Genomic DNA, 25865 nt, shown 5'->3' on the forward strand with positions numbered 1-25865 from the left:
CCTAGGGGTGGACGGGCGCGCACCGGCGCCCGACGACGGTCGAGACGACGGAGGAGATCATGCCTCGTATTGCCCCTGTGTCCCCGCAGGAAGCCGGCCCCCTGATCAAGGCCGCGTACAAGTACGTGGGTCGCCGGTACGGCGAGGTGCCTGAGCCCTTCGCGGTGGTCGCCAACCATCGCAAGCTGTTCGCGGTGTCGGCCGCTCACGAGATGGGCGCCCAGAAGGCCTCGACCGTGCTGCCGCCCAATGTCCGCGACATCGCGGTGTACCGGGTGGCATGGACCGTCGGCTGCTCGTGGTGCATCGACTTCGGCACGATGCTCCAGAGGTTCGAGGGACTGGACGTGGAGCGCCTGCAGCACATCGCAGACTATGCGGACTCGCCCCTGTACACCGAGGACGAGCGGATCGCGATCGCGTACGCCGACGCCATGACCGAGACTCCCACGACCGCGACCGACGAGCAGGTGGCCGAGCTCGAACGGCGGTTCGGACGCGACGGCGTCGTGGAGCTGACCTACCAGATCGGGCTCGAGAACATGCGGTCGCGGATGTACTCGGCGCTCGGCATCCACGACCAGGGGTTCGACTCCGGCGATGCGTGCCGGGTGCCCTGGGCGACGGATCAGGGGACGGCGGATCGGGAACGGAAAGCCTGATCCCGCGCAACTTCTCGCGGTTCGCGATGTCGTACGCGGACCGCACCTTGCCGTCGCCGGCCGTGAACGCGGTGACCAGCCCCGGAGAACCGGGGTGGACGTCGTCGCCGGGGGAGCCGTGGCCGAGGACCCCGGTTGGTCGTCGACCGATACGGGTGCAGCGCGGCGACGACCGCGTCGAGGTCGCCGGCCGCCATCGCGGAGAGCAGTCGGGTGACGACCTCCGCGTGCGCGGCATCGGGGACCGGCGGCGGTGCGGCGGCGACCGCGCGCCGGGCGCGGGACGCGAGCTGCCGAGCGGACGGAACGTTCACCGACAGCACGCCCGCGATCTCGTCGAACGGCACCGCGAAGCCGTCGTGCAGGACGAACGCCACCCGCTGGGCGGGGGAGAGGGCGTCCAGCACGACCATCGCCGCCATACGGTTTGCTTCTTGCCGGACAACCGATTCCAGTGGATCCGGCGTGTTCGACGGCGTCAGGTCGGTGCCGATCGGCTCGGGCGGCCACTGTCCGACGTACCGTTCGCGGCGCGCCGTCGCCGAGTGGAGGCGGTCCAGGCAGATTCGGTCGACGACGGTGGTCAGCCACGCGCGCAGGTCGCGGATGGCCGCGGTGTCGGCAGCGGCCAGTCGCAGCCAGGCGTCCTGCACGGCGTCCTCGGCGTCGCTCACGCTGCCGGTGAGGCGGTACGCCGCGGACAGCAGGTGGCTGCGGTGCGACTCGAACGACTCCGCGAGTGGCGCGACGCTCATGCCGTGATCCTACGTCCGCCCCCGTGTTGGACAAATGTCCACTTTGTAAGCCCGATCACATTAATGTGAACATCGGTAACGGCTACCGCTAGCGTGTTGTCCGGGTAACAGCAGGGCGGTTCCGGTGATCTCGCCGACATGCTTTGAGTGGTGAGTGGTGGAGGGCCGTCGACGTTGAACACGGTGTCGAAGCTGGCCAGGTGGCAGCTGAGCGCGTTCGTGGTGCTCGCGATCCTGAGCGTGATCTTCGTGGGCGGACGCTATGTTCGGCTCGACAACCTGATGGGTTTCGGGCAGTACTCCGTCTACGTGGACCTGCCGTCGTCGGGTGGCATCTTCACCAACGCCGAGGTGACGTACCGGGGTGTGCCGGTGGGCCGGGTCGGCGACCTCACGCTCACTGCCGACGGGGTCCGGGTGGAACTGCACCTCGACAACGACGGGCCGGACGTGCCCGCGTCCGCGGCGGCGGTGGTCGCCAACCGGTCGGCGATCGGTGAGCAGTACGTGGATCTGCGGCCCGACCGAGACTCCGGGCCGTACCTGCGGGACGGGTCGGTGATCGACGTCGACGACGCCGCAGTCCCGATCCCGGTCGAGGACCTCATCGCATCGGTCGACTCGCTCGCGCGATCAGTCCCGACCGACAGCCTGCACGCCGTCGCGACCGAACTCGGGAAGGCGTTCGACGGCCAGGGCGACAACCTGCGGACCGTCGTCGACTCGCTGGCCGACTTCACCCGCGAGGCCTCCGCCGCGTTGCCGCAGACCCTCGACCTCGTCTCCGACGGTCGCACCGTGCTCGACAGCCAGGCGGACCAGGCGTCGTCGATCCGTTCGTTCAGCTCCGACCTCGACGCGCTCACCGCGCAGTTGCGCTCGAGCGACCCGGACGTGCGCCGGCTGATCGGCACCGGCGCCGCCACCAGTGAGCAGGTGGGGGCGCTGGTCCGCGACAGCGGCGCCGACCTCACCGAGGTGCTGTCGAACACCCGGCAGATCGTCTCGCTCGCGCCGGGGCGCGAGGCCTACCTGCGGACCGCGCTGCAGTTGCTGCCGGCGCTGCCGGTGGCGGCGCGTGCCGTGGCGCCGGGTGACGGCACCATCCACTTCGGCCTCGTTCTCGAGACCAACAACCCGCCGGCGTGCACCCTCGGCTACGAGAGCACCCACGAGACGCTCGCCGAGATGAAGCGTCGTGACCCGGACTTCGACGACACCCGCGACGACTTCCCGTTCTCCTCCGATGTCCGGTGCCTCGTCCCGCAGGGCAGCGTCACCGGTGTGCGCAATGCCGAGCGTGCGGTCCTCGCCGACCCGACGGTGTCGCAGCCGTGGGACGCGAAGCCCAAGCAGGCCCCGGATGCGTTGAACCTCAACCCGATTGCGTCCGCGCTCGCGACCCTCATGGGCATCGCTCCGCCGCGCTGACGACCCTATCCGTGAACGGGACACAGTGGGAAATGCGGAACCGACCTGCGAAATCCGCCGATGTGCGAGAGACTGAGGTGACCCCCTAGTAGGAGGTCACCTCGTATGGAACTCCGATCGAACGGGTCTCTACCCGATGAAATTCGTCCAGCCTTGTTGCAGGACTTCGATCTTCGGAGGTCGAACCCGATTCCGGCCGTGCTGTGGTGGGTCGTTCTGATGCTGATGGTTGCCGCGGTGCCGGCTGTCGCGACGGTTCTGCTGGTGGGTTCGGTGACCCTCGCAATGACAATGGCTCTCGTTACCGTCGGCGGCGTCGGCCTTGCGGCGCTGATGATCTGACGACGTCACCACCCGGATTGGACTGGGGCGAATCCCATCAGTGCAATTCGGTCGCTAGTTCGGCCGAGGCCGTTGCAACCAATTGGTTGTTCGATGCCGGGAGCATGGCGCTCACAGTGCGATCGAGTCGAGTCCGTCCGCCTCTATGCCGATGGAGGCTCGATCCAAGGTCGCGTCGAGGATGCGGAAGAGTCGCTCGGCGTCACCCGCCGGCCAATTGTCCGGAAGTAGCGGAATGGGTAGTAGGGGATCGGTCCGCGTGATGGAGAGCCACTCCGCCTGTAGTCGCACCCGCGTGGCGAAGGCATGTTCACGGGTCGGTCCCGAGGTGTCCTGGTTCTGCCACCGTGACGTGAATCCGGTGTAACGGGCGGCGATCTCGTCGAGGTCGAATGCCGAGGTCACCAGCGCTTCGTCGGTCGTGGGCGGGATGACCCGGCCGACCAGCACCGTGAGGTCGACATCGGCGAACTCCGGGCCGAGGATCGTGGCTACCTCGTGCCGGCGGGGTGCCACCCAGAGTCCCGAGGCGGTGTTCCCGAAACCGGCCCAACTCAATCGTGAGCGGGCCCGGTGGCGCAGATGGCGCGAATCCTCGGGCACCGACAGTGCGACCGTCGTCCACAGGCCGTCCCAGTCCGCGTCCCCTACGCCGCGCCACACCTTCTTCGATCCGTCCTCGAGCACGGATGTCCCGTGCTCGGTCAGGGCGTAGTAGGTCTTGCGGCCCAACTTGTGTCGCTCCAGCAGCCGTCGATCCGTCATCCGGGCGAGTAGTGACCGAGTGGCCGACTGGCCGACGTCGAGCCAGCCGAACACCTCGACAATGGACGCGCCACTGATGGCGATCGGCTTCCAGAGCAGGTGCATTCCCAGGAACGCGAGCAGGAGCGACTGGGGGGTGGCGTCGACCCTGTCGATGGGCTCTGCAGTGGGGTTATACCGCATGCGTGGAGTGTAGTTGTCGCGCCCGGAGGGTGTCCCGCCAAGTCAATTACAACTCATGTCATTGACGCTACGTAATGAAAGTGCATAGTATTCGGCGCGTCAGTGAGTGAGGTGGATCACGGTTGAGTCCGGATTCGCCGTCCGTCCAGACCACTCCCCAGTGAGGTTTCCCCATGGATCAGAGTCATCCCGAGGCGGCAAAGGACCCGACGATGCTCAAGCGCGCCGCCGCGTCGAGCTTCCTCGGAAGTGTCATCGAGTACTTCGACTTCTTCGTCTATGCCACCTGCGCTGCGGTGGTCTTCAAGGACGTGTTCTTCTCCAACATGGCCCCGCTCGTCGGCACGCTGGCGAGCCTGGCCACCTTCGCCGCCGGCTATCTGGCTCGACCGCTCGGCGGCATCGTCTTCGGGCACTTCGGCGACAGGCTCGGCCGCAAGAAGATGCTCGTGATGACGATGTCGATCATGGGCATCGCGAGTGCACTGATCGGTGTGCTCCCGACGTACGCCACCGCCGGTGTCATCGCCCCGATCCTCCTGGTGCTCCTGCGTGTGGTCCAGGGCATCGCGCTCGGCGGCGAGTGGGGCGGCGCAGTCCTCATGTCGGCCGAGCACGCGGACTCGCGCCGCGGATTCTGGGCCAGCTTCACCAACGCCGGCGCGCCGACCGGCACCCTCACCTCCACGATCGTCATCACCTCCACGATCGCCATCGTGGGCAACGACGCCTTCGTCGAGTGGGGTTGGCGCCTACCGTTCCTGTTCAGCCTCCTGCTGCTGGTCATCGGTCTGGTCGTCCGCGCCAAGGTCGACGAGTCGCCCGAATTCGTTGCCGCCCGTGAGCGCACGCCGACCGCCGGTGTCCCGCTGCTGCGGGTGTTCAAGGATCAGCCCAAGACGCTGCTGCTCTCGGTCGGCGTCGGTCTCGGGGCCTTCGTGTTCCAGGGCGCGTTGACCACCTACTCGATCGCGTTCGGCGTGCAGTCCGGGGTCCCGCGCCAGGAGATCCTCAACGCGCTCACCATCTCGTCGTTCCTGTCGATCTTCGGCATCATCGGGTGGTCGGCCCTCTCCGACAAGATCGGCAGGCTGCCGATGGTCGTCGCCGGCTCCGTCGGCATCATCGCGTGGGGATTCGCGTTGTTCCCCCTGATCGGATCGAAGAGCTTCCCGCTCATCGTGCTCGCGATGGTGGTCGGCCAGGCGATCGTCCACCCGATGGTCTACGGCCCGCTCGCCGGCCTCTACACCGAGCTCTTCAGCACCGAGTACCGCTACACCGGCGCCTCGCTCGGGTACCAGCTCGCGGGTCTCGGTGCGGGCATCTCCCCGGTCCTGTTCGCCGAGATCATGCGCTCGAACGGCGGCACCAGCACCGTCGCGCTGTCCGTCGTCATCGCCGTGACCTCCGGGCTGAGCATCGTCTGTATCGCGAAGCTCGGCGAGACCAAGAATCGGCGGCTGTCGAAGGTCGGGGCCGACGAGGTCGTCGCCCCCGACTCGCGTCCCGCCGGCGCACCCGCGGCGGGGGTGGCGTGATGCGGGGCGGCTACCGTCCGGGCCTGGCCACACTGTCCGAGCGGCGGGCTCGGATGAGCGGTGACTCGGTGGCGCTGGTCTACCGGGACACCGAGCTCAGCTACCGCGAGGTCCACAACCGCGTCCTCGTCAGGGCCGCACAGCTCGCGCGGTGCGGGGTGGGACAGGGGGACCGGGTCGCCTATCTGGGTCCCAACCACCCGGCATTCGTCGAAACGATGCTCGCGGTGGTCCGGCTCGGGGCCGTCTTCCTTCCGCTCAACCACCGCCTCTCGGCTCCCGAGCTGGACTACCAGCTGACCGATGCCGGGGTCTCTGTGCTCCTCGTCGCCCCCGAGTCGCGGGCGACCGCGGATTCGCTAGGAGTCGACGGCGTCGTCGTCGAGGACGTGGTGTGGTCGACCGAATCGGTGGATACGCCCGGTGATCCGATCGGCGCCGCCGAGGTCGGCGGGCACGATCCCGCCTTCGTTCTGTACACCTCCGGCACGACGGGTCGTCCGAAGGGCGCGATCCTCACTCACGAGAACCTGTTGTGGAACAGCGTCAACCTGCTCCTCGACCTCGACGTCACGTCCGACGAGGTGGCGCTCGTGTCCGCCCCGTTGTTCCACGTCGCCGCCCTCGACCAGCTCGTCCTGACGGTGTTCCTCAAGGGCGGCACGAGCGTTATCACCCCGAAGTGGGACGTCGACGTCGCCCTCGACCTCATCGAACGTCACCGGATCACATGGATGTTCGGGGTCACAACGATGTTCGCGGACCTCGCACACTCGCCGCGCTGGGAGGACGCGGACCTGAGTTCCATCCGCAGCGTCATGTCGGGCGGGGCCCCGATTCCGGTGCACCTCATCGACACCTACCGCGCGAAGGGTGTCACCTTCTGCCAGGGTTACGGCCTCACCGAGACCGCGCCCGGCGCAACCTTCCTCGCTCCCGGGGACGCGGTCCGCAAGGCAGGTTCGGCGGGGCAGCAGGTGATGTTCGACGAGGTCAAGATCGTCGACGACATCGGCGAGGAATGCCCCCGAGGCACGGCAGGGGAGGTGATCATCCGGGGGCCGAACGTCACCCCCGGTTACTGGAACAATCCCGAGGCGACCGCGGCGGCCTTCACCGACGACTGCTGGTTCCACTCCGGCGACATCGCGTACATGGACGACGACGGGTTCGTCTTCGTCGTCGACCGCATGAAGGACATGTACATCTCGGGCGGTGAGAACGTCTACCCGGCCGAGGTCGAAAGCGTGCTGTTCCAGCACCCCGACGTTCTCGAGGCCGCGGTCGTCGGCGCCCCGGACGACCGTTGGGGCGAGGTGGGTCATGCCCACGTCGTCCGGCGGGAGGGCTCGGGTCTCGACCGGGACGCCCTCCTGGCCTTCGCGACCGAGCGACTGGCCCGGTACAAGGTTCCGAAACTGGTGTCGTTCGTTCCTGCCCTACCTCGCACCGGCTCCGGAAAGGTGCGCAAGCAAGACCTCCGCGCCGGCACCGCACTCGGCGCTCACTCCGATTCCGTACAACAGATCTGCACGATCAGCAAGGCGTTGAATTGATATGACCACCGCCATCTCCGAATCCCTCGTCTTCGACCAGCGCGGCGACATCGGCATCCTCACCCTGGACCGACCGCACAAGCGAAATGCCCTCGACGACAAGACCGTTCTCTCCCTCGGTGACTTCTTCCGGACGCCCCCCGAGGGCGTGCGTGCCATCGTCCTGACCTCGTCCGGCGATCACTTCTGCGCCGGCCTCGACCTCTCGGAGCTCTCGGACCGGGACGCCGTCGCCGGACTCCATCACTCCCGTATGTGGCACAAGTCGCTCGGCGAGATGGCGGGCGGCACGATCCCCGTGGTCGCGGTCCTGCGCGGTGCGGTCGTCGGTGGCGGACTCGAACTCGCCAGCGCCGCGCACATCCGAGTGGCGGAGCGAAGCGCGTTCTTCGCGCTGCCGGAAGGACAGCGCGGGCTGTTCGTGGGCGGCGGTGCCTCGGTGCGGGTTCCGCGGTTGATCGGCGTCGCCCGGATGCAGGACATGATGCTCACGGGTAGGGTCCTCACCGCAGAAGAGGGCGAACGTGTCGGCCTCGCAACCTATCTCGTCGACAACGGTGGTGGCGACAACCTGGCCCGCGAGCTCGCCGGGAAGATCGCCTCGAACTCTCCCGTCACCAACTACTCGGTGATGCACGCCCTTCCACGGATCGCCGAGGTCGGCCCGGACGAGGGGCTGATGATGGAGTCGCTCATGGCCGCCGTCGCGCAGTCCAGCCAGGAAGCCAAGCATCGGATGAACGAGTTCCTCACCGGCCGTGGGCCAAAGGTCCGCACCGCGGACGGAGGGGCGAACTGATGGCGGCGATCCTGCGGTCCGTGCCCGCAGACGCCCGGGACACCACGCGGGTCGGGGCCTTCATGGACTGGCTCGGAGCCGAGCGCGGTGTGCGGGTGGAGAACTGGGACGACCTCTACCGGTGGTCGGTCGAGGACGTCGAGGGATTCTGGGCGGCGATCTGGGACCATTTCGGCGTCGTCACCCACCGCCCGTACCGCCAGGTGCTCGAGGCCCGGGTGATGCCCGGCGCGCGGTGGTTTACCGGCGCACTCCTCAACTACACCGAGCACTCTCTCGGAACCGAAGTGGACCTGGACGCGGTCGCCGTCGTGGCCACGTCGCAGACCCGCGCCGACATCACGATGACCTTCGGTCAACTGCGCGACGAGGTCCGCCGCGTGCGGGCCGGCCTCGTCGACCTCGGGGTGGGCCGCGGCGACCGGGTCGCCGGCTACCTGCCCAACGCCCCCGAGGCGCTCGTCGCGTTCCTCGCCACGGTGAGCCTCGGCGCGATCTGGGCGGCATGCGCACCCGAGTTCGGCGCCCACAGCGTCGTGGACCGGTTCGGTCAGATCGGCCCCAAGGTGCTGTTCGTCGTCGGCGGCTACACGTACGGATCCAAGACCGTCGATCGTCGTGACGAGGTCGCCCACATCCGCGAGAATCTCCCGGGGGTCTCCACGGTGGTCTCGGTCGCCTACGGCGAGCACGTCGTCACCGACGACGTCGTGGCCTGGAACGACCTGGGGCGCGGTGAGGCCGGTGCACCGGGGGCGATGCCCGATGTCGAGCCGGTCCCGTTCGACCACCCGCTCGTGGTGCTGTTCTCGTCCGGCACCACCGGCAAGCCCAAGGCCATCGTGCACGGCCACGGCGGCATTCTGCTCGAGACCCTCAAGAACCACGCCCTCCACTTCGATCTCGGGCCTGGGGACACGTTCTCCTGGTTCAGCACCACGGCGTGGATGATGTGGAACTCCCTGGTCGGCGGACTGCTGGTGCGGTCGTCGATCGTCATGATCGACGGCAACCCCATGTACCCGGACTCGGGTCACCAGTGGCGGGTAGCCGCTGAGACCGGGGCGACGGTGATGGGCATGAGCCCGGGCGTGGTCATGGCGTGCCGACGCGAAGGTCTCGATCCCACAATCGAATTCGATCTCTCGGCTGTCCGGCAGTTCGGCGCCGCCGGCAGCCCGCTGCCGCGGGAGGGCTACGAGTGGATCTCCGACCGCTTCGGCCCCGGCGTGCTCCTCAACGTCGGCAGCGGCGGCACGGACGTGTGCACCGGCATCATCCAGGCCTCGCCGATGACCCCGGTCTACGCGGGCGAGATGTCCGGGCCGAGCCTCGGTTTCGCGGCGGCCGCGTACGACGGGGACGGCAACGAGGTGGTCGGTGAGCTCGGCGAACTCGTCATCACGCTGCCGGTGCCGTCGATGCCGGTGAAGTTCTGGGGCGACGACGACGGCTCCCGATACCGAAGCACATACTTCGACACCTATCCGGGGGCGTGGCGGCACGGCGACTGGATCCGCTTCGACCCGGAGGGCGGTGCAGTCATCACCGGCCGGTCCGATGCGACTCTCAACCGTGGTGGTGTCCGGCTCGGCACCGCCGAGTTCTACCGCGTGGTCGAGGAGCTGCCCGGCATCGCCGACTCCCTCGTCGTCCACCTCGAGGACGCCGACGGCGGGATGGGCCGCCTGGTCCTGTTCGTCGTGACCGACCCCGGCGTGGAGGTCGACGACGCGCTGAGGAGGACCGTCTCGACGACTCTGCGAACGGCGCTGTCGCCGCGGCACATCCCGGACGAGATCCATCCCGTCGCGGTGGTGCCGTACAACCGGACCGGGAAGAAGCTCGAGATCCCGGTCAAACGGATCCTTCTCGGGGCCTCGCCGGACAGCGTCGCGGCACCCGGTTCGCTGGCACAACCGGAAGCCCTCGACGCGTTCGTCGCGTGGAGCGTCACGGGAGCGATCGGATGAGCGCCCCGGCCGCGGCGCAGATCCGGACCGTCGCGGTGATCGGGACCGGCGTCATCGGCGCGGCGTGGGTGGCAGGCTTCCTCGCCGCCGGTCTCGACGTCGTCGCCACCGATCCGGCCGACGGAGCCGAGGCGCGGCTCCGGTCCTATCTCGACGAAACCAGCGATCTCGTCACCGAACTCACCGGATCCGCGGTGTCCGAGCGTGGTGATCTCCGGTTCGTCGCGACCGCCGCCGAGGCTGCGCGCGACGCCGATTTCGTCCAGGAGAACGGCCCCGAGAGACTGGACGCGAAGGGTGCGCTGCTCGCGGAGATCGACGCCGCGGCGCGCCCGGGCGTGATCATCGCGTCGTCGACGTCGGGTCTCGAGCCCAGCGCGCTGCAGGCCGCGTGTTCGGTCGATCCCGGCCGTGTGCTGGTGGGCCACCCGTTCAACCCCGCGCACATCATTCCGCTCGTCGAGGTGGTACCGGGCGGGGCCACGCTGCCCGAGACGGCGCAGGCGGCGCTCGACTTCTACCGCCTGGTCGGCAAGAAGCCGATCCTCGTCCGCGCCGAGATCCCCGGGCATGTCACCAACCGGTTGCAAGCCGCCCTCTGGCGCGAGGCCTACTCGCTGGTGGACCGCGGTGTGGTATCCGTCGCCGACATCGACACCGCCATCTCGAACGGGCCGGGACTGCGCTGGGCCATCCTCGGACCACTTACCGCACAGCACCTTTCCGGTGGGAAGGGCGGCCTGCGGCATCTGCTGGAACATCTGGGCCCACCAACCCAGAAGTGGATGGACGACCTCGGGACGCCGCAGCTCACCCCGGAACTCGCCGACAAACTCGTCGCCGGCATGGACGACGAGATGGCGGGGGTAGACCAGGCCGGCCTGGTCGCGGACCGCGACCGATTGCTGGTCGACATCATGCGACTCAAACGCGCCGGCCGAAACCTCCCCTGACAGTTCCCACCCGATCCACAGAGGAATAACGATGTACTCTCCCGCAATCGATCTCGACGCCATCACCGCCATCGACGTGCACACCCACGTCGAAGCGGACGGTGCGCACCACTGCTCGCTCGACCAGGAACTGCTCGACGCCTCGGCCAAGTACTTCAAGCCCGGGGTCAACCGCACGCCCACCGTCGACGACCTCGCCGAGTACTACCGCGAGCGCAACATGGCCGCCGTGGTGTTCACCGTCGACGCGCGCACCGCACTCGGCGGGCACCCGCCGGTCTCCAGTGAGGAGATCGCGGCGAAGGCCGCCGAGCACCCCGACGTCCTGATCCCCTTCGGATCCGTGGACCCGCACGACGTCGGCACTGCCGTCGCCCGGATCACGACCCTGGCGAGGGACTACGGCGTTCGGGGCATGAAGTTCCACCCCAGCCTGCAGGGATTTCTGCCCAACGACCCGATCTACTACCCGATCTACGAGGCGTGCGCCGAGCACGGGCTCGTGACGCTCTTCCATACCGGGCAGACCGGGATCGGTGCCGGTCTGCCGGGTGGCCGCGGCATCAAACTGCGGTACTCGGACCCGATGCTGCTCGACGACGTCGCAGCCGACTTCCCGACGCTGACGATGATCCTCGCCCACCCCTCGGTCCCGTGGGTCGACTCCTCGATCTCCATGGCCACCCACAAGGCGAACGTGTACGTCGACCTGTCGGGTTGGTCGCCGAAGTACTTCCCGCCGCAGCTCGTTCGCAACATCAACTCGCTGCTCAAGCACAAGGCGCTCTTCGGATCCGACTATCCGGTGCTGACGCCGGATCGGTGGATGGCTGACTTCGCGGAACTGGGCATCAAGGACGACGTCATGCCCCTGGTGATGAAGGAGAACGCTATCCGGGTGCTCGGACTCGACCGACCCACGGGGCGGTGAGGCAGCGGTGAGGACGAGCGCCGAGGCCGAATGGCTCCTCGACGACGAGCACCGGGACCTCCGGGAGATGGCCGCCGAGGTAGCGAATCGTCAGGTGGCGCCGCACGCCGCCGCGGTAGACGAGTCGGGAGAGTTCCCGGAGCGGTCACTGGCGGCGGTGACCGCGAGCGGGTTGCACGCGATCGGCATCCCCGAGGCGTACGGCGGGCAGGGCGGAGACCACCTCGCCTCCGCGATCGTCGCCGAGGAGATCGCCCGCGCGTGCGCAACTACGCAGCAGGTCGCCGGCGGCAACGAACTCTTCGCCATCCCGCTCCTGCTCGCGGGCTCGGAGGAGCTCAAGGCCCGGTACCTGCCGAGGATCGCGTCCGGTGAGCATCTCGGGGCCTTCGCGCTCAGCGAGCCCGAGGCCGGCAGCGACATCGCGAGCATGAAGGTCCGGGCCAGGCAGACGGACGGCGGCTGGCTGCTGAAGGGAACGAAGCGGTGGATCACCAACGCGGGTCGTGCCGACGTCTACGTCGTGTTCGCCTCGACCGACCCGGCCGCCGGCGCCAAGGGGATCTCTGCGTTCGTGGTGGAGGCCGCGGATGAGGGGATCGTGTTCGGGGCGCCGGAGCGGAAGATGGGCCTGAAGGGATCTCCGACCCGGGAGGTCACATTCGAGGACGTGTTCGTTCCCGGCGACCGCATGGTCGGCGAGCCCGGCCGTGGCATGCGCATCGCCCTCGGGACGCTGGACCGGACCCGGACGGCCGTGGCGGCGCAGGCAGTCGGTATCGCACAGGGCGCCCTGGACGCCGCGGTGTCCTATGCGGCCGAACGTGAACAGTTCGGTTCCCCGATCTCCGAGTTCCAGGGCATCCAGTTCATGGCGGCCGACATGGAGACGAAGGTGCGGGCGTCCCGGCTGCTCACGTGGGCCGCCGCGATCGCCTGCGACCGTGGACACCGGGAGATCGGGTCGGCGGGCGCGATGGCCAAGTGCTTCGCCTCCGACACCGCCATGGCGGTGACCACCGACGCTGTTCAAATCCTCGGTGGCGCAGGGTATGTCAAGGACTTTCCGGTGGAGCGAATGATGCGCGACGCGAAGATCACCCAGATCTACGAGGGAACCAATCAGATCCAGCGGATCGTCATCGCCCGCCACCTCTTCCACGGACGAGCTCGATAGCACACAGAATGGAGCAACCAATGTCAGGTACGGCGCAGCATGCACCATCGGTCGTCGCCAAGGCGGCCGTCGCCTTCTCGGTCGCGGCCTTCACGCTCACCGCCTGTGGCGGCGCGAACGCATCCGAGCCCGAGTCGATCTCGCTGTCCGCGCCCGCGGGACCGGCCGGGACGACCTTCTGGGACGTCGGGGAGCAGCCGCCCGCCGACGCGAAGCCGGGCGATGTTCACTCGGTCCAGCCCCGGTCCGACGCTCCGGAGGGAAGCCAGGGCTGGAACATCGTCTACGTCTCCGAAATCCAGCCCGGAGTCCGGAAGTACGTATCCGGGGAGATCTACGTTCCGCTGTCCAAGGGCGACGGTCCCCGCGACATGGTGCTGTGGAACCACGAGACCACCGGGCTGGCCGACAACTGTGCCCCGTCCAGACGGAGCCTGGGGGAGGGGGATCAGTCCCGCGTTCCGGCGATCGGCGAACTTCTCGACCAGGGATATGTGGTCGCCATGAGTGACTATCCGGGACAAGCTCTTCCGGGGCCGTCCTACTACATGGCCGGTGAGGTCAACGCCCGGGCTTCTCTCGACGTCCTGCGCGCTGTGCACAACCTCCCCGAGATCGACGCCTCGAACCGGTTCGTCGAATACGGCTGGTCGCAGGGCGGACAGACGACGATGCACGTCGAATCGATCCTGGATTCGTACGCCCCCGAATTCGACGGTGTGGGAGCTGGATTGATCGCGCCGGCGGTCCGCATCCGTGAACTGACCCTCAACTCGATGCAGAGTCCGGAGTTGGCGGGCTACGTCATCTCCACCCTGCCGGGCATCAAGGCGGCCTACCCGGATCTGCGTTACGGCGATTTCCTCACGGCCCCGGCGATGGAGCAGCTTCCGGTGCTCAGCGACGGCTGCTTCGACATCTGGAGCAGCGCTGCATCTTTGCGTGACGCGTACCAGCCGGGCGCGATGTCGCCGGACGGTAGTTGGTGGAAGGCCTTCACCGCCGTCGACGACTTCCGGCCCGCAGGGTCCATGCCGTTCGTCATCTATCAGGGATCGGACGACACGACCACCCCCGTTGCACTGACGTCACGCGAGCAGGAGGGACTGTGCCGCACCGGAACCGAGTCCGACTACCGCGAGTTCCCCGGACTCGACCACGAGTCCGTCGTTCCCGAGGCGGCGAAGCAGTTCCCCGCATGGGCCGCAGACCGGTTCGCCGGGAAGGCCGCACCGAGCAACTGCCCGCAGCCGTGATCGCCGGTCCCGGACCCGGTTACTGACGCCCGGTCCGCCCCGTGCCTCTCGGGGGCGGGTCGGACCGGGCTATCCGCGCAGTTCGTTCGGCAGCTCTGCCGGATCGACCAGGACGAACTGGTTGCTCGACCCGCGCACCTTCTCCGACATCGAGATGTTCTTGCGCAGCAGATTCCACTCCACATCGTCGATGCGGGCGGTGGCCTGCGTGAGCACCTTGCTGTCGCGGGTGCCCCAGGCGATCGGCATGAAACTCACCATCTGCCACGTGTCGCCGTTGCCCCGCGAGCTGCGGTCGCCCAGCACCGACACCGACGGGATCTTCTTGCCCACGGTCCAGCCCCGGCCGGGCAGGGCGCGGACGGTGCGGGTCGCGAGCGCGTAGTGCGGTTCGGTGGCGTCGGGCTTGGCGATGTCGAGCAACGAGAGCAGCGTGTACCCGCGGGGGTGGATCTCCGACACCACGGCCGGCACCAGGTTGCCCTTGGCGTACAGCTCGTCGATGCTGCCGACCTTGCGCGGCGTCCACACCACCATCCACAGCGACGTCACCGCGCACACCGCGAGGACGGCGCCGAGGATGTACGACCACGGCTGGCCCAGGACGAACAGTCCGGCGGCGCCGGCGCCGAGGGCGACCGCCATCACCGCGGCCGACCACTGCAGCCGCCGGAGATCTGCGAGGGTCTCGTTGACGGACTTGGCGTGAAGCTTGTCGACGGGGAACTCGAAGCGTCGCACGGGGGTGAAGTCCTATCCGATGGTCGGGCCGAGCAGGTCGTCGGCGTCCGTGATGCGGTACGCGTAGCCCTGTTCGGCGAGGAAGCGTTGGCGGTGGGCGGCGTACTCGGCGTCGAGTGTGTCCCGAGCGACCACCGAGTAGAAGTGTGCCTGACCGCCGTCGTGCTTCGGCCGCAGGAGTCGGCCCAGCCGCTGCGCCTCCTCCTGCCGGGAGCCGAACGTGCCCGACACCTGCACCGCCACCGACGCCTCCGGCAGGTCGATGGAGAAGTTCGCGACCTTGCTGACCACGAGGGTCTGGATCTCGCCAGCACGGAACTTGTCGAAGAGGAGCTCGCGTTCCTTGTTTCGCGTGGAACCCTGGATGACCGGGGCGTCGAGTTCCTCGCCCAGCTCCTCGAGCTGGTCCAGGTAGGCGCCGATCACCAGGGTCGGCGCACCCGGGTGCCGGTCCAGGATCGACTTCACGACGGCGTGCTTGGTCCGGGCCGTCGAGCACAGCTTGTAGCGCTCCTCCGGCTCGGCCGTCGCGTACGCCATGCGTTCGGCGTCGGTGAGCGTGACCCGCACCTCGATGCAGTCGGCGGGCGCGATCCACCCCTGCGCCTCGATGTCCTTCCACGGCGCGTCGTACCGCTTGGGGCCGATGAGGGAGAACACGTCGCCCTCGCGGCCGTCCTCGCGGACCAGTGTCGCGGTGAGGCCGAGGCGTCGACGCGACTGTAGGTCGGCGGTCATCCGGAACACCGGGGCGGGCAGCAGGTGCACCTCGTCGTAGATCACCAGGCCCCAGTCGCGGGAGTCGAACAGCTCGAGGTGCTTGTACTCGCCCTTCGACTTGCGGGTGATCACCTGGTAGGTCGCGATGGTGACCGGGCGGATCTCCTTTTTCTCGCCCGAGTACTCGCCGATCTCCTCCTCGGTGAGCGACGTGCGCGCGATCAGCTCGCGCTTCCACTGCCGGCCCGCGACAGTGTTGGTGACCAGGATCAGCGTCGTCGCCTTGGCCTTGGCCATCGCCGCCGCGCCCACCATGGTCTTGCCGGCGCCGCAGGGGAGCACGACGACGCCGGAGCCGCCGGCCCAGAACGAGTCGGCCGCCATCTCCTGGTAGTCGCGCAGGTGCCAGTGCCCCTCCTCGAACGCGAGGTCGATGGGGTGGGCCTCGCCGTCGACGTACCCGGCGAGGTCCTCGGCGGGCCAGCCGATCTTGAGCAGCATCTGCTTGAGGTGCCCGCGCTCGCTGGGATGCACGATCACGGTGTCGTCGTCGACCATGGCGCCGAGCATCGGGGCGATCTTCTTGTGCCTCATCACCTCGGTGAGCACCGCCCGGTCCAGGCTGATCAGCGTCAGCCCGTGCACGGGACTCTTCACCAGTTGCAGGCGGCCGTACCGGGCCATGGTGTCGACGATGTCGACCAGCAGCGGCTGCGGCACCGCGAAGCGGGAATAGCTGACGAGGGCGTCCACCACCTGCTCGGCGTCGTGCCCGGCGGCGCGGGCATTCCACAGCGCGAGCGGGGTGATCCGGTAGGTGTGGACGTGCTCGGGGGCGCGCTCGAGTTCGGCAAACGGGGCGATCGCCTGCCGGGCGTCGTTCGCGCGCTCGTGATCGACCTCGAGCAGCAGTGTCTTGTCGGACTGGACGATCAGCGGGCCGTCGGTCACGTGCGCCTCCTAGCAACGGTAACCAGACCATTGTCCAGACGGCGGCGCTGTCCCGCCATACGGCGGTGCCTCGGCGGCCGCGGATCGTGAAGGATTTCCGTCGGCGGCCGCCGGAAATCCTTCACGATCGGATCAGCGTCCGGCGGTGAGGGATTTCTTGGTCTCCATCACCTGGACGAGTGCCTCGGAAATTCCGGCGCGATATCCGACGTCCCGTTCGCTGTGCACGGCGGTGGTGTCGAGCTCGTTTTCCAGTCGCGCCTGAATTTTGTCCAGGGCGAGCAGGGTCCGCTTCACGATAGGGGTCCTTCACTTTTTTTCGTGCGTCGGCGGGAAAGGAAATCCGGAATGCTGGGCGCGCTCGTCGAGAACGAAAAGTTTCGCCGACGCGATGCCGGACCGGAAGCCGTCGGCGCGGGGTTGCGGCAGGGTGCTGTCGCCGAGCAGATGGTCCAGTTTCCGGTGCAGGTGGTCCAGCACACCCGGTGCGTCACGCGCCGGTGCCTCGCGGGTCATGGCGAGGTCCGTCAGTGGCGCTTACGCTTTTTGATCAACTCACCGGCATCAACAGCGCGCTCGCGCTTTTCCGCCCGCTTTTCCTTGATCGACTGACTTGGTTTCTTCAGATTTTTGCCAGGTTTCTTGTCGGCCATTGTCGCTCCTAATTCGAAGTGGCAATCACTCGATCGAGACCATACGTCATTTCCAGGAAAATGCCAGTCGTGCAGTTCGGGGCGTTTTCCGGGGCGGGAGAAAGTCAGTCGACGAGCGCGACGGAGGTGATGCGGTGCAGTGTGAAGCGACGCATCTCACCGGTCGCCGGGTCGAGCGCGTCGAGCTGACCGCCGCCGACGCTGACCGGTTCCACGATGCGCTGCGACGCGATGCCCTGCGCGTCGACGTAACCGATCGACACGCTGCGCCGGACCTGCGCGGCGGTCTGCAGCAGCGTCATCGTCGCTGCGCTGGACGCGCGCGTGCCGTCGCTGCGCAGTCCGGCACCGGTGGACGCGGCGGCGCGGTCACCGGCGCGGAGCGAGCGGACCAGCGTCGCGAGCTGCTCGTCGGTGGGGACGGCCGGAGTGCGCAGCCGCGGCACCCGGGCCGCCGGCACGCGGGCCCCGCGAGGGCGCAGGTCGACGATCGCGCCGGACGAGTCCTCGCCGGCCGGGGCGAACCCGACCGCACGCAGCTCGGTGAGGACCTCCTTGAGCGGGGCCTGCGAGATGACGACGGTGGGAGCCAGGGCCCGCAGCGCCAGCTGCTCGGCCACGGGGGAGGCCAGGACCTCCGCGAGCAGCGCCGGGTCCTCGCAGCGGATGAACGACGACGCGACCCCGGCCCGCAGCCGGCCGTGGCGGCGGGCGACGTCGTCGATGAGGTAGCTCAGCGACTGCGGCACCGGCGTCTTGGAGCGGGTCGAGAACAGCGTCTGCAGCTCGGACGCTGAGAGCCCGGCATCGAGCGCGCGCCGGATGCTGTTCTCGCTGACCCGGTACATCGACGCCGCGCCCGCGGACTCGATGTCGGCGACGAGCGTGATCTGATCGAGCAGCTCCGGGATGAGCGGCCCGGGCGCGACGACGGTGAGGTCGGCCTGCACCAGGACGTAGTCGATGGGCGCGGGCAGCGCGGCGTCCATCTCGGACTCGGGGTCGCCGCCGTGCAGCAGCGCCTTGCCCGGCGAACTGAGGACGCCGTGCGCCACCAGCCCGAGCGTGCGCGCCTCCCCGAGGGTCCGCTCCACGACGTGCGGCCCCAGCCGACCCGCCCAGCGCGGACGACGCCACGCGAGCAGCCGGCTGGCCTCGGACGCGGACACCGACTTCCCGCCGCCCGCCTCGGCGAGCAGTTCCAGCAGCAGCCGGCGTTCCAGGGCGGCGCCCGGCGCGCGCACCTCCTCGGACAGCGCCGAGATGGGCTTGTCGGTGGCGTCGCGGCTACCGATGATCCACGGGCGGCGCGGCAGCGTCAGCCATGCCCCGGCGAGGGTGGCCCAGCGCCGGGCGGTGCCCGAGTTGAGCCAGCCGTCCACGGCGACGGTGGGGGCCCAGTAGTCGTCGATGTCGGTGAGCGGTGCGGGGTCGGGGCTGCCGCTCGCGATCAGTCCGGCACCGGCCAGCAGTTCGAGCAGCAGGCCGATGCGGGCCTCGTCGATGCCGGTCGACTTGGACAGCCGCCGCACCTCCCGCACACCCAGGCCGCCGGCCTTGAGCGCGGGCGCCGGCCCGTCACCGAGCGCGGCCACCAGGTCCTCACAGTGCCGCACCAGTTCCAGGGCCTCGCCCGCGGCGGCCGCGTTGACGTCGGAGAGCTTCTGCTTGCGTCCGGTGAGCGGGGGCGGGGTAGGTGACGCGGGATCGAAGACGGCCTCGCCGCGCAGCACCTGACCCACCTGGACGGGCAGCTCCACCGTCTCGGCGTCGATCCAGTGCAGCAGCCCGCGGGCGAGCAGACGTTGGACGGGGCGGTCCGGGGAGGTGCCGGGCGCGGCGTCGCGGGTGCGGCCGATGGGCGACGACCGGGCCAGCGTGGTCAGCAGGTCGCGCTCACCCGGTTCGATCCCGTCGAGCGCGGCCCGGATCTCGTCCTCGGTCATCGCCTCGGACTCGGCGGTGATACGGCCGATGCGCCACGGGATGGCGTCGGCCGCGGCGCGCACGATCCGCAGCCGATCGTCGTCGCCCCACGCCAGCGCCAGGGCGCGCAGCCGGTCCAGCGCCTTGTCGACGGTCTTGGCCGGCACCCGGCCGCCGAGGGCGTCGTCGACGTGCCGGCGCGCCACCGGCATCTGATCGGCCTGTTCCAGCGCCAGGACCTCGAGGACGGTGAATTCGAGGGACCCCAGGGTGTCGGCGGCCCGCATCACCGACGCGCGCTGCTCGGCGCGCCCGGCCAGCACCGCGGCCGTGGCGGGTGGAGGCACGGCGAGATCCGGGCGCAGCCGCAACAGGTCGGTCAGTTCGGCGTCCTTGCGGGCGCTCAACCAGCCGGTCAGTGTGGGTGCTGCCACGGGGTTTGCGGTTTCCGGGGCGCCCTCGGTGCCATGCGTGGAGGTCATCGACTATGAGATTAGTGACCTGGGCTGTACGGCGGCGAACGCTCCTGTCAAAATGGGCGCGTGGCTAACAATTCGAAGAAGCGCTATGTCGATCCAGGGTGGCCGGAAACTGCGGATGGAGATCACGCGGTGACCGAGTTGTCTTCCAGCCGTGCAGGCAATCTCTCGCCGTTCGGCGAGGACACGGAGTTCCCGCTTCCGGTGGACTCGCTGCCCTACGTGCACCCGCACACCGTGATCAACCGCTGACGCGCAAACACAGAAAAGTGGGCCCCTCGCCATCGGCGAGGGGCCCACTTCGTGTTTCGGGGGGAGCGGCTCAGCTCTGCGAGAGGTTCGCCACGCCGGCGACATCCTGCAGGTTCAGCTTGCTGAGGTCGATCGTCTTCGCGACGTCGTAGGCGTCGAGGATCGGCTGGCCGATGACGATGCCCTGATCGGCGGCGGCGTCGATGAGCGAGTCGATCTGGTCGAAGACGCCCTGCGCGGGGTGCACCGGTGCCTGGGCGACCGGGGCGGGAGTGACGACCCGCGGCGCCTCGGTGGCTGGGGCGCTGCGCTGCGACGGCGCGCTGCTCAGGCCGAGCTTGGACGAGCAGGACGGCCAGGCGCCCCAACCCTGGTTGGCGAGCACGCGCTCGGCGACGACGATCTGCTGCTCACGGGTGGCCTGGTTCGCGGTGGCAGCGAACTGTCCGCCACCATGGCTGGTCCAGGTGCTCGGCGAGAACTGCAGGCCACCGTGGTAGCCGTTGCCGGTGTTGATGCCCCAGTTGCCGCCGGCCTCGCACTGCGCGAGCTTGTCCCAGTCGGAGTCGGGGGCCGCGCTGGCCGTGCCGGCGAAGGCGACACCGCCCACGCCCATGATGGCGCCGGTGACGGCGACCTTGGCTACGGTGCGGCCGGTGGTAGACGGCTTGCGATGGCGTCCGCTCATGTCGGTTGGTTCCTCTCCGCACGCGCCTGCGAGGTCAGCTGTCGGGTTCGGACTGAGAGGTCGCCCGGCCTCGCCGCTCATGGATGGAGCGGGTCTGGCTTCACCCCCAGGGAGATTGCTCTCCCGATGCCCTGCGGGGTTGTCCCTTTCGGGACCTTCTACCCCGGAGGACCTTTGGGTCCCCCGTCCCCGTCCATGGATGGTTCGTGGGTGTTCCGGACCCACTGGACGGGGTTTGGCGCGGCGGGCCCGGATGTGGCCGAAGTTCCGGCCGGACACGACGGTACGACGATCGAGCGCCAAACGTCACCGGTTGATAACGCGGCGCGTCTTGTGTTGCTCGACTGCGGGATTCGACTGAGACGGCTTAGCCCCAGCTAGTCGCGTTGGGGCAGGGTTGATCACGGTTCGACACCGCTCCGTTATCGGGGCGTAATGTGAGTGAGATCACACTCTGAACGGGCGGTCTGTCCCACTTTTCGGAACGGTCAGGCCGTCGACCACTGGGCCTGATCGCGGCGGTCGACGTCCACGATCTCCTTACCGAGCGGCATCAGACAGACAGGGATCATCTTGAGATTGGCGATCGCGAGCGGGATACCGATGATCGTGATCGCCATGGCGACGGCGGTGACGATGTGGCCGATCGCGATCCAGACGCCCGCGAGGATGAGCCAGATGACATTGCCGATGAGCGACCCGACGCCTGCGGTGGGTTTGTCGACCACCGTCTTGCCGAACGGCCACAGCGCGTACACCCCGATCCGGAAGGACGCGATGCCGAACGGGATCGTGATGATGAGGATGCACATGATCACGCCGGCCAGGAAGTAGCCGAGCGCCAGCCACAGGCCACCGAAGATCAGCCAGATGATGTTCAGCAGGATCCTCATGGTGATTCCTTCCAATGGTTGGGGAGCCTCCGGCTCAGCGACTCCGGCGTCCGGAGCGGAGGGCGTAGGCGATCGCGAGCACGAAGCCGAGCGGGCACGCGAGCGTGAGGAAGTACAGAACCAGGCCGGGGTCGCCCTCGGAGAGTGAATGGACGAAGAAGATGGCGACGATCGCCGCGATCCCGATCAGGAAGCTGGCGACTGCTGCGTAGAACAGTCCTTTGCCGGCCCGGCCGGGGGTGTCAGTGTCGCTGCGGTTCGAATCGTTCGTCACAACACAACGGTAGGCCACCCGTGGGCGTGAGGTGCACGCGCTTCCCGAAGTGGCGGCCGGAGAAATATCTCCGAATTGGACGTTTGATTACATTCGCTGCCCTAGGCTCCGCGCCATGACTGCTTCCACTCGTGTGCCCGGATCGCTGGCGTGGCAGGGCAAGATTCTGGGTGGGGTGCTGCTCGTGCTCTTCCTCGCGGCCGTCGCCGTGATCGCGGTGCCCTCGCTGGCTCGCGCCGACGAGCCGGCCCCCACCGTCGAGTACTCGTCCGACAACGGTGTCACCTGGGGCGGCATCGGGGAGATCGACTGGAATCTCGGTGAGCTGGTCCCCGGGCGGGAGCTCGCGACCACCTTCCAGGTCCGCAACATCGCGGGCGTGGAGGGCTTCGTCGGCTTCTCGGTGGGCCCGTACACCCTGTCCCAGGGCATGACCGCGACCGCGCGCGTCGATATCGACGGCAAGGCCGGCGACGCGGTGACACTGACCGAGCCCCGCGTGGTGGCTCCCGGAACGCGGATCGGCTCGGTCCACCTCGGTCCGAACGAGACCGCCGCGATCTCTCTGGTCGTCGGAATGCCCTCCAACGTAGGTAACCAGGCGCAGAACGGCCACGTGAACCCGATGTGGGCGGTCGGCTTCGTGCCCGGGCCCGGCCCCGCCTCCACCGGTCCCCTCGGCTCCCTCGGCTCCCTCGGCAGCGGCAGCTTCGGTTCCTGACCGGGTGCCGGTAGCCCTGACGAACGAACGGGCGGTTGTCTGACTCGGCACTCGGCCGATGGTCGGACAACCGCCCGTTCGCGTTCCGATGCGAGTTGCCGGCACCGCTGACCGAGAAGCGCCGGCTGTTCTCCGTCTGCGGGAGAACAACCGGCGCTGTGCGGCGTGCGTCGATCCGGAACGCACGCGCCCGTTTCCCCGCGCACGTCGTCCACCCGACCTCCGGTGCAGGATCGGGGAGTTGCGGGAAGTGGGGGATCAGGGCCGCCCGATGGGAGGGGGGACCGACGGTGGCCCTGAGATTGTGGGGGGGTTAGGAGAGGACCTGCTCGAGACGAATCCTGAAGTCGCCGAAGGTTGCCGAATCCGACTGCCCGACAATGCCCGACGTCTGTGGGTCGAAGGTGAACTTGGCTGCCACGTCGACAACCGCGTTGTTCTGTGAGGTGTCGACCACGATGCCGGCAGGGCCGGACGGGACGACGGTACCCCCGATGGTCGCGGTGACCTGAGGCTGCAGCTTGCCCTTGAGCTGGCCGCCGCCGGTGAATGTGATGTCGTCGGCCGTCAGCCGCGCCTGCAGGCCGGTGCCGTTGACGGTGAGCCTGTAGCTGCCTCGGTACGTCAGAACGTCGCCGGGTACCACCCGGAACGTCGCGATGTCGATGGGACCGTTCCGGTCGCTCCAGCCCGGCGTCGTCACCTGGGTGAGAGCGAGGGAGCCCGAACCGTTGCCCCCACCACCGATCGTCGTGGGGGGTGCGGTGGTGGTGGGCGCCGACGGCGTCGTGGTCGTTGCGCCACCGGCGCTACCGCTGCCGAGGCTGCCGAAGTCGCACGCGGACAGCATCAGTGTGGAGCCGAGTGCGGCGGCCGCGACGGCGACCCTGAAGCCCTTGGTCTGTGTCTTCATCGGACTACTTTCATTCCCCTCGTGCAAGATTCGCCGGCCCCGACCCGATTGGACTTCCCGGCGGTGAGGCCGGGCAGCAGGAGCATCATTCGATCAGGGCCGCGATGTCGGCCGGCACGTCGGTGGACGACGGGTCGACGGCGGTCTTGTTCCATGTGGAACCCGTTGCCTTGTAGAGCTTCCCGTTATCCACAATCCACAGGGCGTCTGTGGATGAATCCCACTCGTAGTGGGCCGATGCCGACGCTGGAATCCGCTCCAGTTCTTCACCGTTCGCGTCCTCGATCACGATCGCGGTCTGCGAGGTTTCGGCCGAGTTCACCAACAGCGCCGAGTAGTCGCGGGACTGCGACTTTTCCGACGTGCCCAGGGGGGTGTCGGCGGCAGTGGTCGTCGTAGCCGGAGGCGTGGTTGTAGTCGTAGTGGTCGTCGTGGTTTCCGATGTCTCCGACGCCGTTGTCGGAGGCGTGGTTGTCGTGGTGGTGGTGCTTGCCGTCGTGTCGGACGTCGTCGGAGCGGTCGTTGTGGTGCTAGTGGTGGTCTGAGGCGACGTCGTGCTCGACGGTGCGGCGGTTGTCGAGGACGGCGTCGTGGTGGTCTCGACGGGTCCCGCCATCCGGGCGTTCAGCGCTTCGGTTCCGGCGGTTAGTCCCTGCACCTGGTTGCCGTCGGAGGTAGCGCCGTCGCACTTGATGTTCCAGAGGGTGAACGCCCACATGTTCTCGCCTACCCAGCCGGAGCCAATCTGCCCGTCTCGCTTCGCGCGCACCTCGATTCGGGAGGACGAGGCCGTCTCGTAGACGTTGTCGTATGCGCTCACGCTGATGGAGACTACGTCTCCCTTGTTCTGCGGGATCGTGGGATTCCAGGATCCGCCCCATCCGCTCACCAGCTTGACATCATAGGTGTACCCGGGTCCGAGATGCGCCCACTTCATCGTGACGGAGCCACCGCTACCGCTGCACCCCAACCACTTCGGTGCCGCCAACATATCGGCGGGCGTCGAGAACGACGCTGCCGCCGTGGCATTGTCGGTGAGCGCCGCAGCGGTCATCGTGGCCTGGGTGATGCCGAGGACAGACAGGGCGGCGGCGCTGATCGCAAGTATCGATCGAGCGGAGGGGACCGAGAATCGCTTTGTGGGAGACATGGGTTCGACCTTCGACTCGATGACTGGCACGAATTCGGTGGTGGCAGCGTCCTCGATAGACGAACCCGGGCCGGTCGCCTGGTCGTCGTCGCTGTCGTCGTCATTCTTCTTGGCTGGGCGTACCACGATCATCAGTAGAGCGCCGACGAAAGCGCCGCCGAGGAGGAGTGCAGCGGGGCTCGACAGCCACGCCACCACGTAGCCGAGTCCGCCGACGCTCGTGAAGACGCGATCGGCTTCGGTGATTGCGTAGGGTTCGATGTCGGGGTCCTGGTTGGCATCGCCCTTGAGTGTGACGAGCACGGTGCCACCGGCCTGTGGATCGAGCGCGTGCACGCGGTGCGTGATGCGGGTGCCCTGCGTATTCTCGACGCTGACAACGTCACCAACCTTCAGATCGGTGGCTGGGACGTTGCGAGACAACGCGAGTGAACCGGTTGTGATCTCGGGCGACATCGAACCGGACCGGAAGATCAGCGGCTTGACGCCGAACACCATTGCGGCGACGGTCGCCACTATGCAGATCACGCCAGCGACGGCACCGATGGTGAGCGCGGTTTCTCGGCAGAGCCAGCTGATTGATCTTGGCCGGCGCGAAGCCTTCTCATTGTCAGACATTGCTACCTCACGCCGTGGTCGCCGCAAAGGCGAATGAGACGTTGACCGTCTTGTTCTGCGAGGCGACTGTCACGGTGGGGTCGAGTGCGACGCGGAAACACAGTGTCTCCGAACCGGTCGACGGGGCGAGGTTGCGGCCGACGGTGATGATCGGCTTGGCTGCGCTGGTGGACAGGGCCGTGGGGGCGATGATCTGGTTTGCGCACGCGGCGTCGAGGACAGTGACCTTGAGGAATCCGGCCAGGGTGGCGTCGCCGGTTGCAGAGGCCGACATCGTATAGCTGAACGGGGCAGTGCCCTTGTTCTGGATCGGCAGGGCGGCCTGGACACTGTCGCCCGGCATCATGTTGGTCTTGTTCAGCGTTGTGAACGCGTACGCGGGATTGCCCTGATTGTTGTTGAGCTGCAGGTCGATCGAGGCAACGCTGAAAACACCCGACGTCGCGGTTGCGGTGTCACTCCACGCGGCCATAGTGCCGACCGCACCCAGACCGAGCACGATTCCGAGGGAGAGTGCGGCGCGCACTCGGCCGCCACCTAACGCCTTGCGCACGCGGGTACC

The 25865-nt window shown here is 68.1% G+C and carries 27 protein-coding genes and 1 riboswitch; of the genes, 13 read left to right on the plus strand and 14 right to left on the minus strand.

What is annotated here, in order from left to right:
• Positions 1 to 59: 59 nt before the first annotated feature.
• Positions 60 to 662: a carboxymuconolactone decarboxylase family protein gene (locus J2X34_RS13425; protein WP_174908436.1), complete on the plus strand. Its 603-nt coding sequence runs from the start codon at positions 60 to 62 to the stop codon at positions 660 to 662.
• Here J2X34_RS13425 and J2X34_RS13430 read toward each other — a convergent pair.
• A complete protein-coding gene (locus J2X34_RS13430) occupies positions 629 to 1417 on the minus strand; it encodes a sigma-70 family RNA polymerase sigma factor (protein WP_181818844.1) in 789 nt (262 codons plus the stop codon). The genes J2X34_RS13425 and J2X34_RS13430 overlap by 34 nt on opposite strands.
• Before the next feature lie 174 nt (positions 1418 to 1591).
• On the opposite strand from J2X34_RS13430, the gene J2X34_RS13435 reads away from it, so the two are divergent.
• Positions 1592 to 2848, plus strand: coding sequence for an MCE family protein (locus J2X34_RS13435; RefSeq protein WP_429517872.1), 1257 nt, complete (start codon positions 1592 to 1594; stop codon positions 2846 to 2848).
• Positions 2849 to 2953: 105 nt separating this feature from the next.
• Positions 2954 to 3190 carry a hypothetical protein gene (locus J2X34_RS13440; RefSeq protein WP_114722893.1) on the plus strand — a complete coding sequence of 79 codons (237 nt, stop codon included), beginning with the start codon at positions 2954 to 2956 and terminating at the stop codon, positions 3188 to 3190.
• A gap of 111 nt (positions 3191 to 3301) precedes the next feature.
• Here the strand turns inward: J2X34_RS13440 and J2X34_RS13445 are convergent, their stop codons facing one another.
• Positions 3302 to 4138 (minus strand): PaaX family transcriptional regulator, encoded by an 837-nt coding sequence (locus tag J2X34_RS13445; RefSeq protein ID WP_114722894.1) that lies wholly within the window; start codon positions 4136 to 4138, stop codon positions 3302 to 3304.
• A gap of 173 nt (positions 4139 to 4311) precedes the next feature.
• Between J2X34_RS13445 and J2X34_RS13450 the strand changes: the two genes are divergently transcribed.
• Genes J2X34_RS13450 through J2X34_RS13485 form a run of 8 tightly spaced genes read left to right on the plus strand, consistent with a single transcriptional unit; the run spans position 4312 to position 14324 of the window.
• Positions 4312 to 5679, plus strand: a complete 1368-nt coding sequence (locus J2X34_RS13450; RefSeq protein ID WP_114722895.1) for an MFS transporter — start codon at positions 4312 to 4314, stop codon at positions 5677 to 5679.
• Entirely contained in the window at positions 5679 to 7235 is a 1557-nt protein-coding gene (locus J2X34_RS13455) for an acyl-CoA synthetase (RefSeq protein WP_429517729.1), read from the plus strand. The genes J2X34_RS13450 and J2X34_RS13455 overlap by 1 nt, the downstream gene beginning before the upstream one ends.
• Before the next feature lies 1 nt (position 7236).
• Positions 7237 to 8034: a crotonase/enoyl-CoA hydratase family protein gene (locus tag J2X34_RS13460; RefSeq protein ID WP_114722897.1), complete on the plus strand. Its 798-nt coding sequence runs from the start codon at positions 7237 to 7239 to the stop codon at positions 8032 to 8034.
• A complete protein-coding gene (locus J2X34_RS13465; RefSeq protein ID WP_429517731.1) occupies positions 8034 to 10007 on the plus strand; it encodes an acetoacetate--CoA ligase in 1974 nt (657 codons plus the stop codon). Before J2X34_RS13460 ends, J2X34_RS13465 begins: the two co-directional genes overlap by 1 nt.
• On the plus strand, positions 10004 to 10960 hold the full coding sequence (locus tag J2X34_RS13470) for a 3-hydroxyacyl-CoA dehydrogenase NAD-binding domain-containing protein (protein WP_114723001.1): 957 nt from the start codon (positions 10004 to 10006) through the stop codon (positions 10958 to 10960). Before J2X34_RS13465 ends, J2X34_RS13470 begins: the two co-directional genes overlap by 4 nt.
• A gap of 46 nt (positions 10961 to 11006) precedes the next feature.
• Positions 11007 to 11891 carry an amidohydrolase family protein gene (locus tag J2X34_RS13475; protein ID WP_309473103.1) on the plus strand — a complete coding sequence of 295 codons (885 nt, stop codon included), beginning with the start codon at positions 11007 to 11009 and terminating at the stop codon, positions 11889 to 11891.
• 7 nt (positions 11892 to 11898) lie between these two features.
• Entirely contained in the window at positions 11899 to 13068 is a 1170-nt protein-coding gene (locus tag J2X34_RS13480) for an acyl-CoA dehydrogenase family protein (RefSeq protein ID WP_220181937.1), read from the plus strand.
• A gap of 20 nt (positions 13069 to 13088) precedes the next feature.
• Positions 13089 to 14324 (plus strand): lipase family protein, encoded by a 1236-nt coding sequence (locus J2X34_RS13485; protein WP_181818845.1) that lies wholly within the window; start codon positions 13089 to 13091, stop codon positions 14322 to 14324.
• Between the two features lie 69 nt (positions 14325 to 14393).
• On the opposite strand, the gene J2X34_RS13490 is transcribed toward J2X34_RS13485, so the two are convergent.
• The 6 genes from J2X34_RS13490 to J2X34_RS13515 form a co-directional block, all read right to left on the minus strand.
• Positions 14394 to 15065, minus strand: a complete 672-nt coding sequence (locus tag J2X34_RS13490; RefSeq protein WP_114722901.1) for a DUF3239 domain-containing protein — start codon at positions 15063 to 15065, stop codon at positions 14394 to 14396.
• 12 nt (positions 15066 to 15077) lie between these two features.
• Entirely contained in the window at positions 15078 to 16736 is a 1659-nt protein-coding gene (locus tag J2X34_RS13495; protein WP_114722902.1) for a DNA repair helicase XPB, read from the minus strand.
• A gap of 132 nt (positions 16737 to 16868) precedes the next feature.
• Positions 16869 to 17033 (minus strand): hypothetical protein, encoded by a 165-nt coding sequence (locus tag J2X34_RS13500; RefSeq protein ID WP_174908455.1) that lies wholly within the window; start codon positions 17031 to 17033, stop codon positions 16869 to 16871.
• A gap of 12 nt (positions 17034 to 17045) precedes the next feature.
• Entirely contained in the window at positions 17046 to 17252 is a 207-nt protein-coding gene (locus tag J2X34_RS13505; RefSeq protein ID WP_114722903.1) for a hypothetical protein, read from the minus strand.
• 11 nt (positions 17253 to 17263) lie between these two features.
• On the minus strand, positions 17264 to 17389 hold the full coding sequence (locus tag J2X34_RS13510) for a hypothetical protein (protein WP_258557998.1): 126 nt from the start codon (positions 17387 to 17389) through the stop codon (positions 17264 to 17266).
• 104 nt (positions 17390 to 17493) lie between these two features.
• Positions 17494 to 19797 carry a helicase-associated domain-containing protein gene (locus J2X34_RS13515; RefSeq protein ID WP_114722904.1) on the minus strand — a complete coding sequence of 768 codons (2304 nt, stop codon included), beginning with the start codon at positions 19795 to 19797 and terminating at the stop codon, positions 17494 to 17496.
• A 60-nt stretch (positions 19798 to 19857) separates the two neighbouring features.
• Here J2X34_RS13515 and J2X34_RS13520 point away from each other — a divergent pair, with 60 nt between their 5' ends.
• Positions 19858 to 20046, plus strand: coding sequence for a hypothetical protein (locus J2X34_RS13520; RefSeq protein WP_114722905.1), 189 nt, complete (start codon positions 19858 to 19860; stop codon positions 20044 to 20046).
• A gap of 70 nt (positions 20047 to 20116) precedes the next feature.
• On the opposite strand, the gene J2X34_RS13525 is transcribed toward J2X34_RS13520, so the two are convergent.
• From J2X34_RS13525 to J2X34_RS13535, 3 genes are all read right to left on the minus strand, one after another.
• Complete coding sequence (locus J2X34_RS13525; protein WP_114722906.1) at positions 20117 to 20734, minus strand: resuscitation-promoting factor Rpf1 domain-containing protein; 618 nt, start codon at positions 20732 to 20734, stop codon at positions 20117 to 20119.
• A 7-nt stretch (positions 20735 to 20741) separates the two neighbouring features.
• A riboswitch (cyclic di-AMP (ydaO/yuaA leader) is annotated at positions 20742 to 20898 on the minus strand.
• Between the two features lie 324 nt (positions 20899 to 21222).
• Entirely contained in the window at positions 21223 to 21627 is a 405-nt protein-coding gene (locus J2X34_RS13530) for a YccF domain-containing protein (RefSeq protein ID WP_114722907.1), read from the minus strand.
• A gap of 34 nt (positions 21628 to 21661) precedes the next feature.
• Positions 21662 to 21901 (minus strand): hypothetical protein, encoded by a 240-nt coding sequence (locus J2X34_RS13535; protein WP_174908459.1) that lies wholly within the window; start codon positions 21899 to 21901, stop codon positions 21662 to 21664.
• Between the two features lie 115 nt (positions 21902 to 22016).
• Here J2X34_RS13535 and J2X34_RS13540 point away from each other — a divergent pair, with 115 nt between their 5' ends.
• Complete coding sequence (locus tag J2X34_RS13540; protein ID WP_429517737.1) at positions 22017 to 22622, plus strand: hypothetical protein; 606 nt, start codon at positions 22017 to 22019, stop codon at positions 22620 to 22622.
• Positions 22623 to 22935: 313 nt separating this feature from the next.
• Here J2X34_RS13540 and J2X34_RS13545 read toward each other — a convergent pair whose 3' ends face one another.
• The 3 genes from J2X34_RS13545 to J2X34_RS13555 all read right to left on the minus strand — a co-directional run bounded on the left by J2X34_RS13545 (position 22936) and on the right by J2X34_RS13555 (position 25856).
• Positions 22936 to 23535 carry an alternate-type signal peptide domain-containing protein gene (locus J2X34_RS13545; RefSeq protein WP_114722910.1) on the minus strand — a complete coding sequence of 200 codons (600 nt, stop codon included), beginning with the start codon at positions 23533 to 23535 and terminating at the stop codon, positions 22936 to 22938.
• Positions 23536 to 23620: 85 nt separating this feature from the next.
• On the minus strand, positions 23621 to 25303 hold the full coding sequence (locus J2X34_RS13550; protein WP_429517739.1) for a signal peptidase I: 1683 nt from the start codon (positions 25301 to 25303) through the stop codon (positions 23621 to 23623).
• Positions 25304 to 25310: 7 nt separating this feature from the next.
• Complete coding sequence (locus J2X34_RS13555) at positions 25311 to 25856, minus strand: CalY family protein (RefSeq protein ID WP_258557999.1); 546 nt, start codon at positions 25854 to 25856, stop codon at positions 25311 to 25313.
• Positions 25857 to 25865: the final 9 nt, after the last annotated feature.

This window comes from Rhodococcus sp. BE178, assembly GCF_050433545.1.
In the GTDB taxonomy this organism is placed as follows: Bacteria; Actinomycetota; Actinomycetes; order Mycobacteriales; family Mycobacteriaceae; genus Prescottella.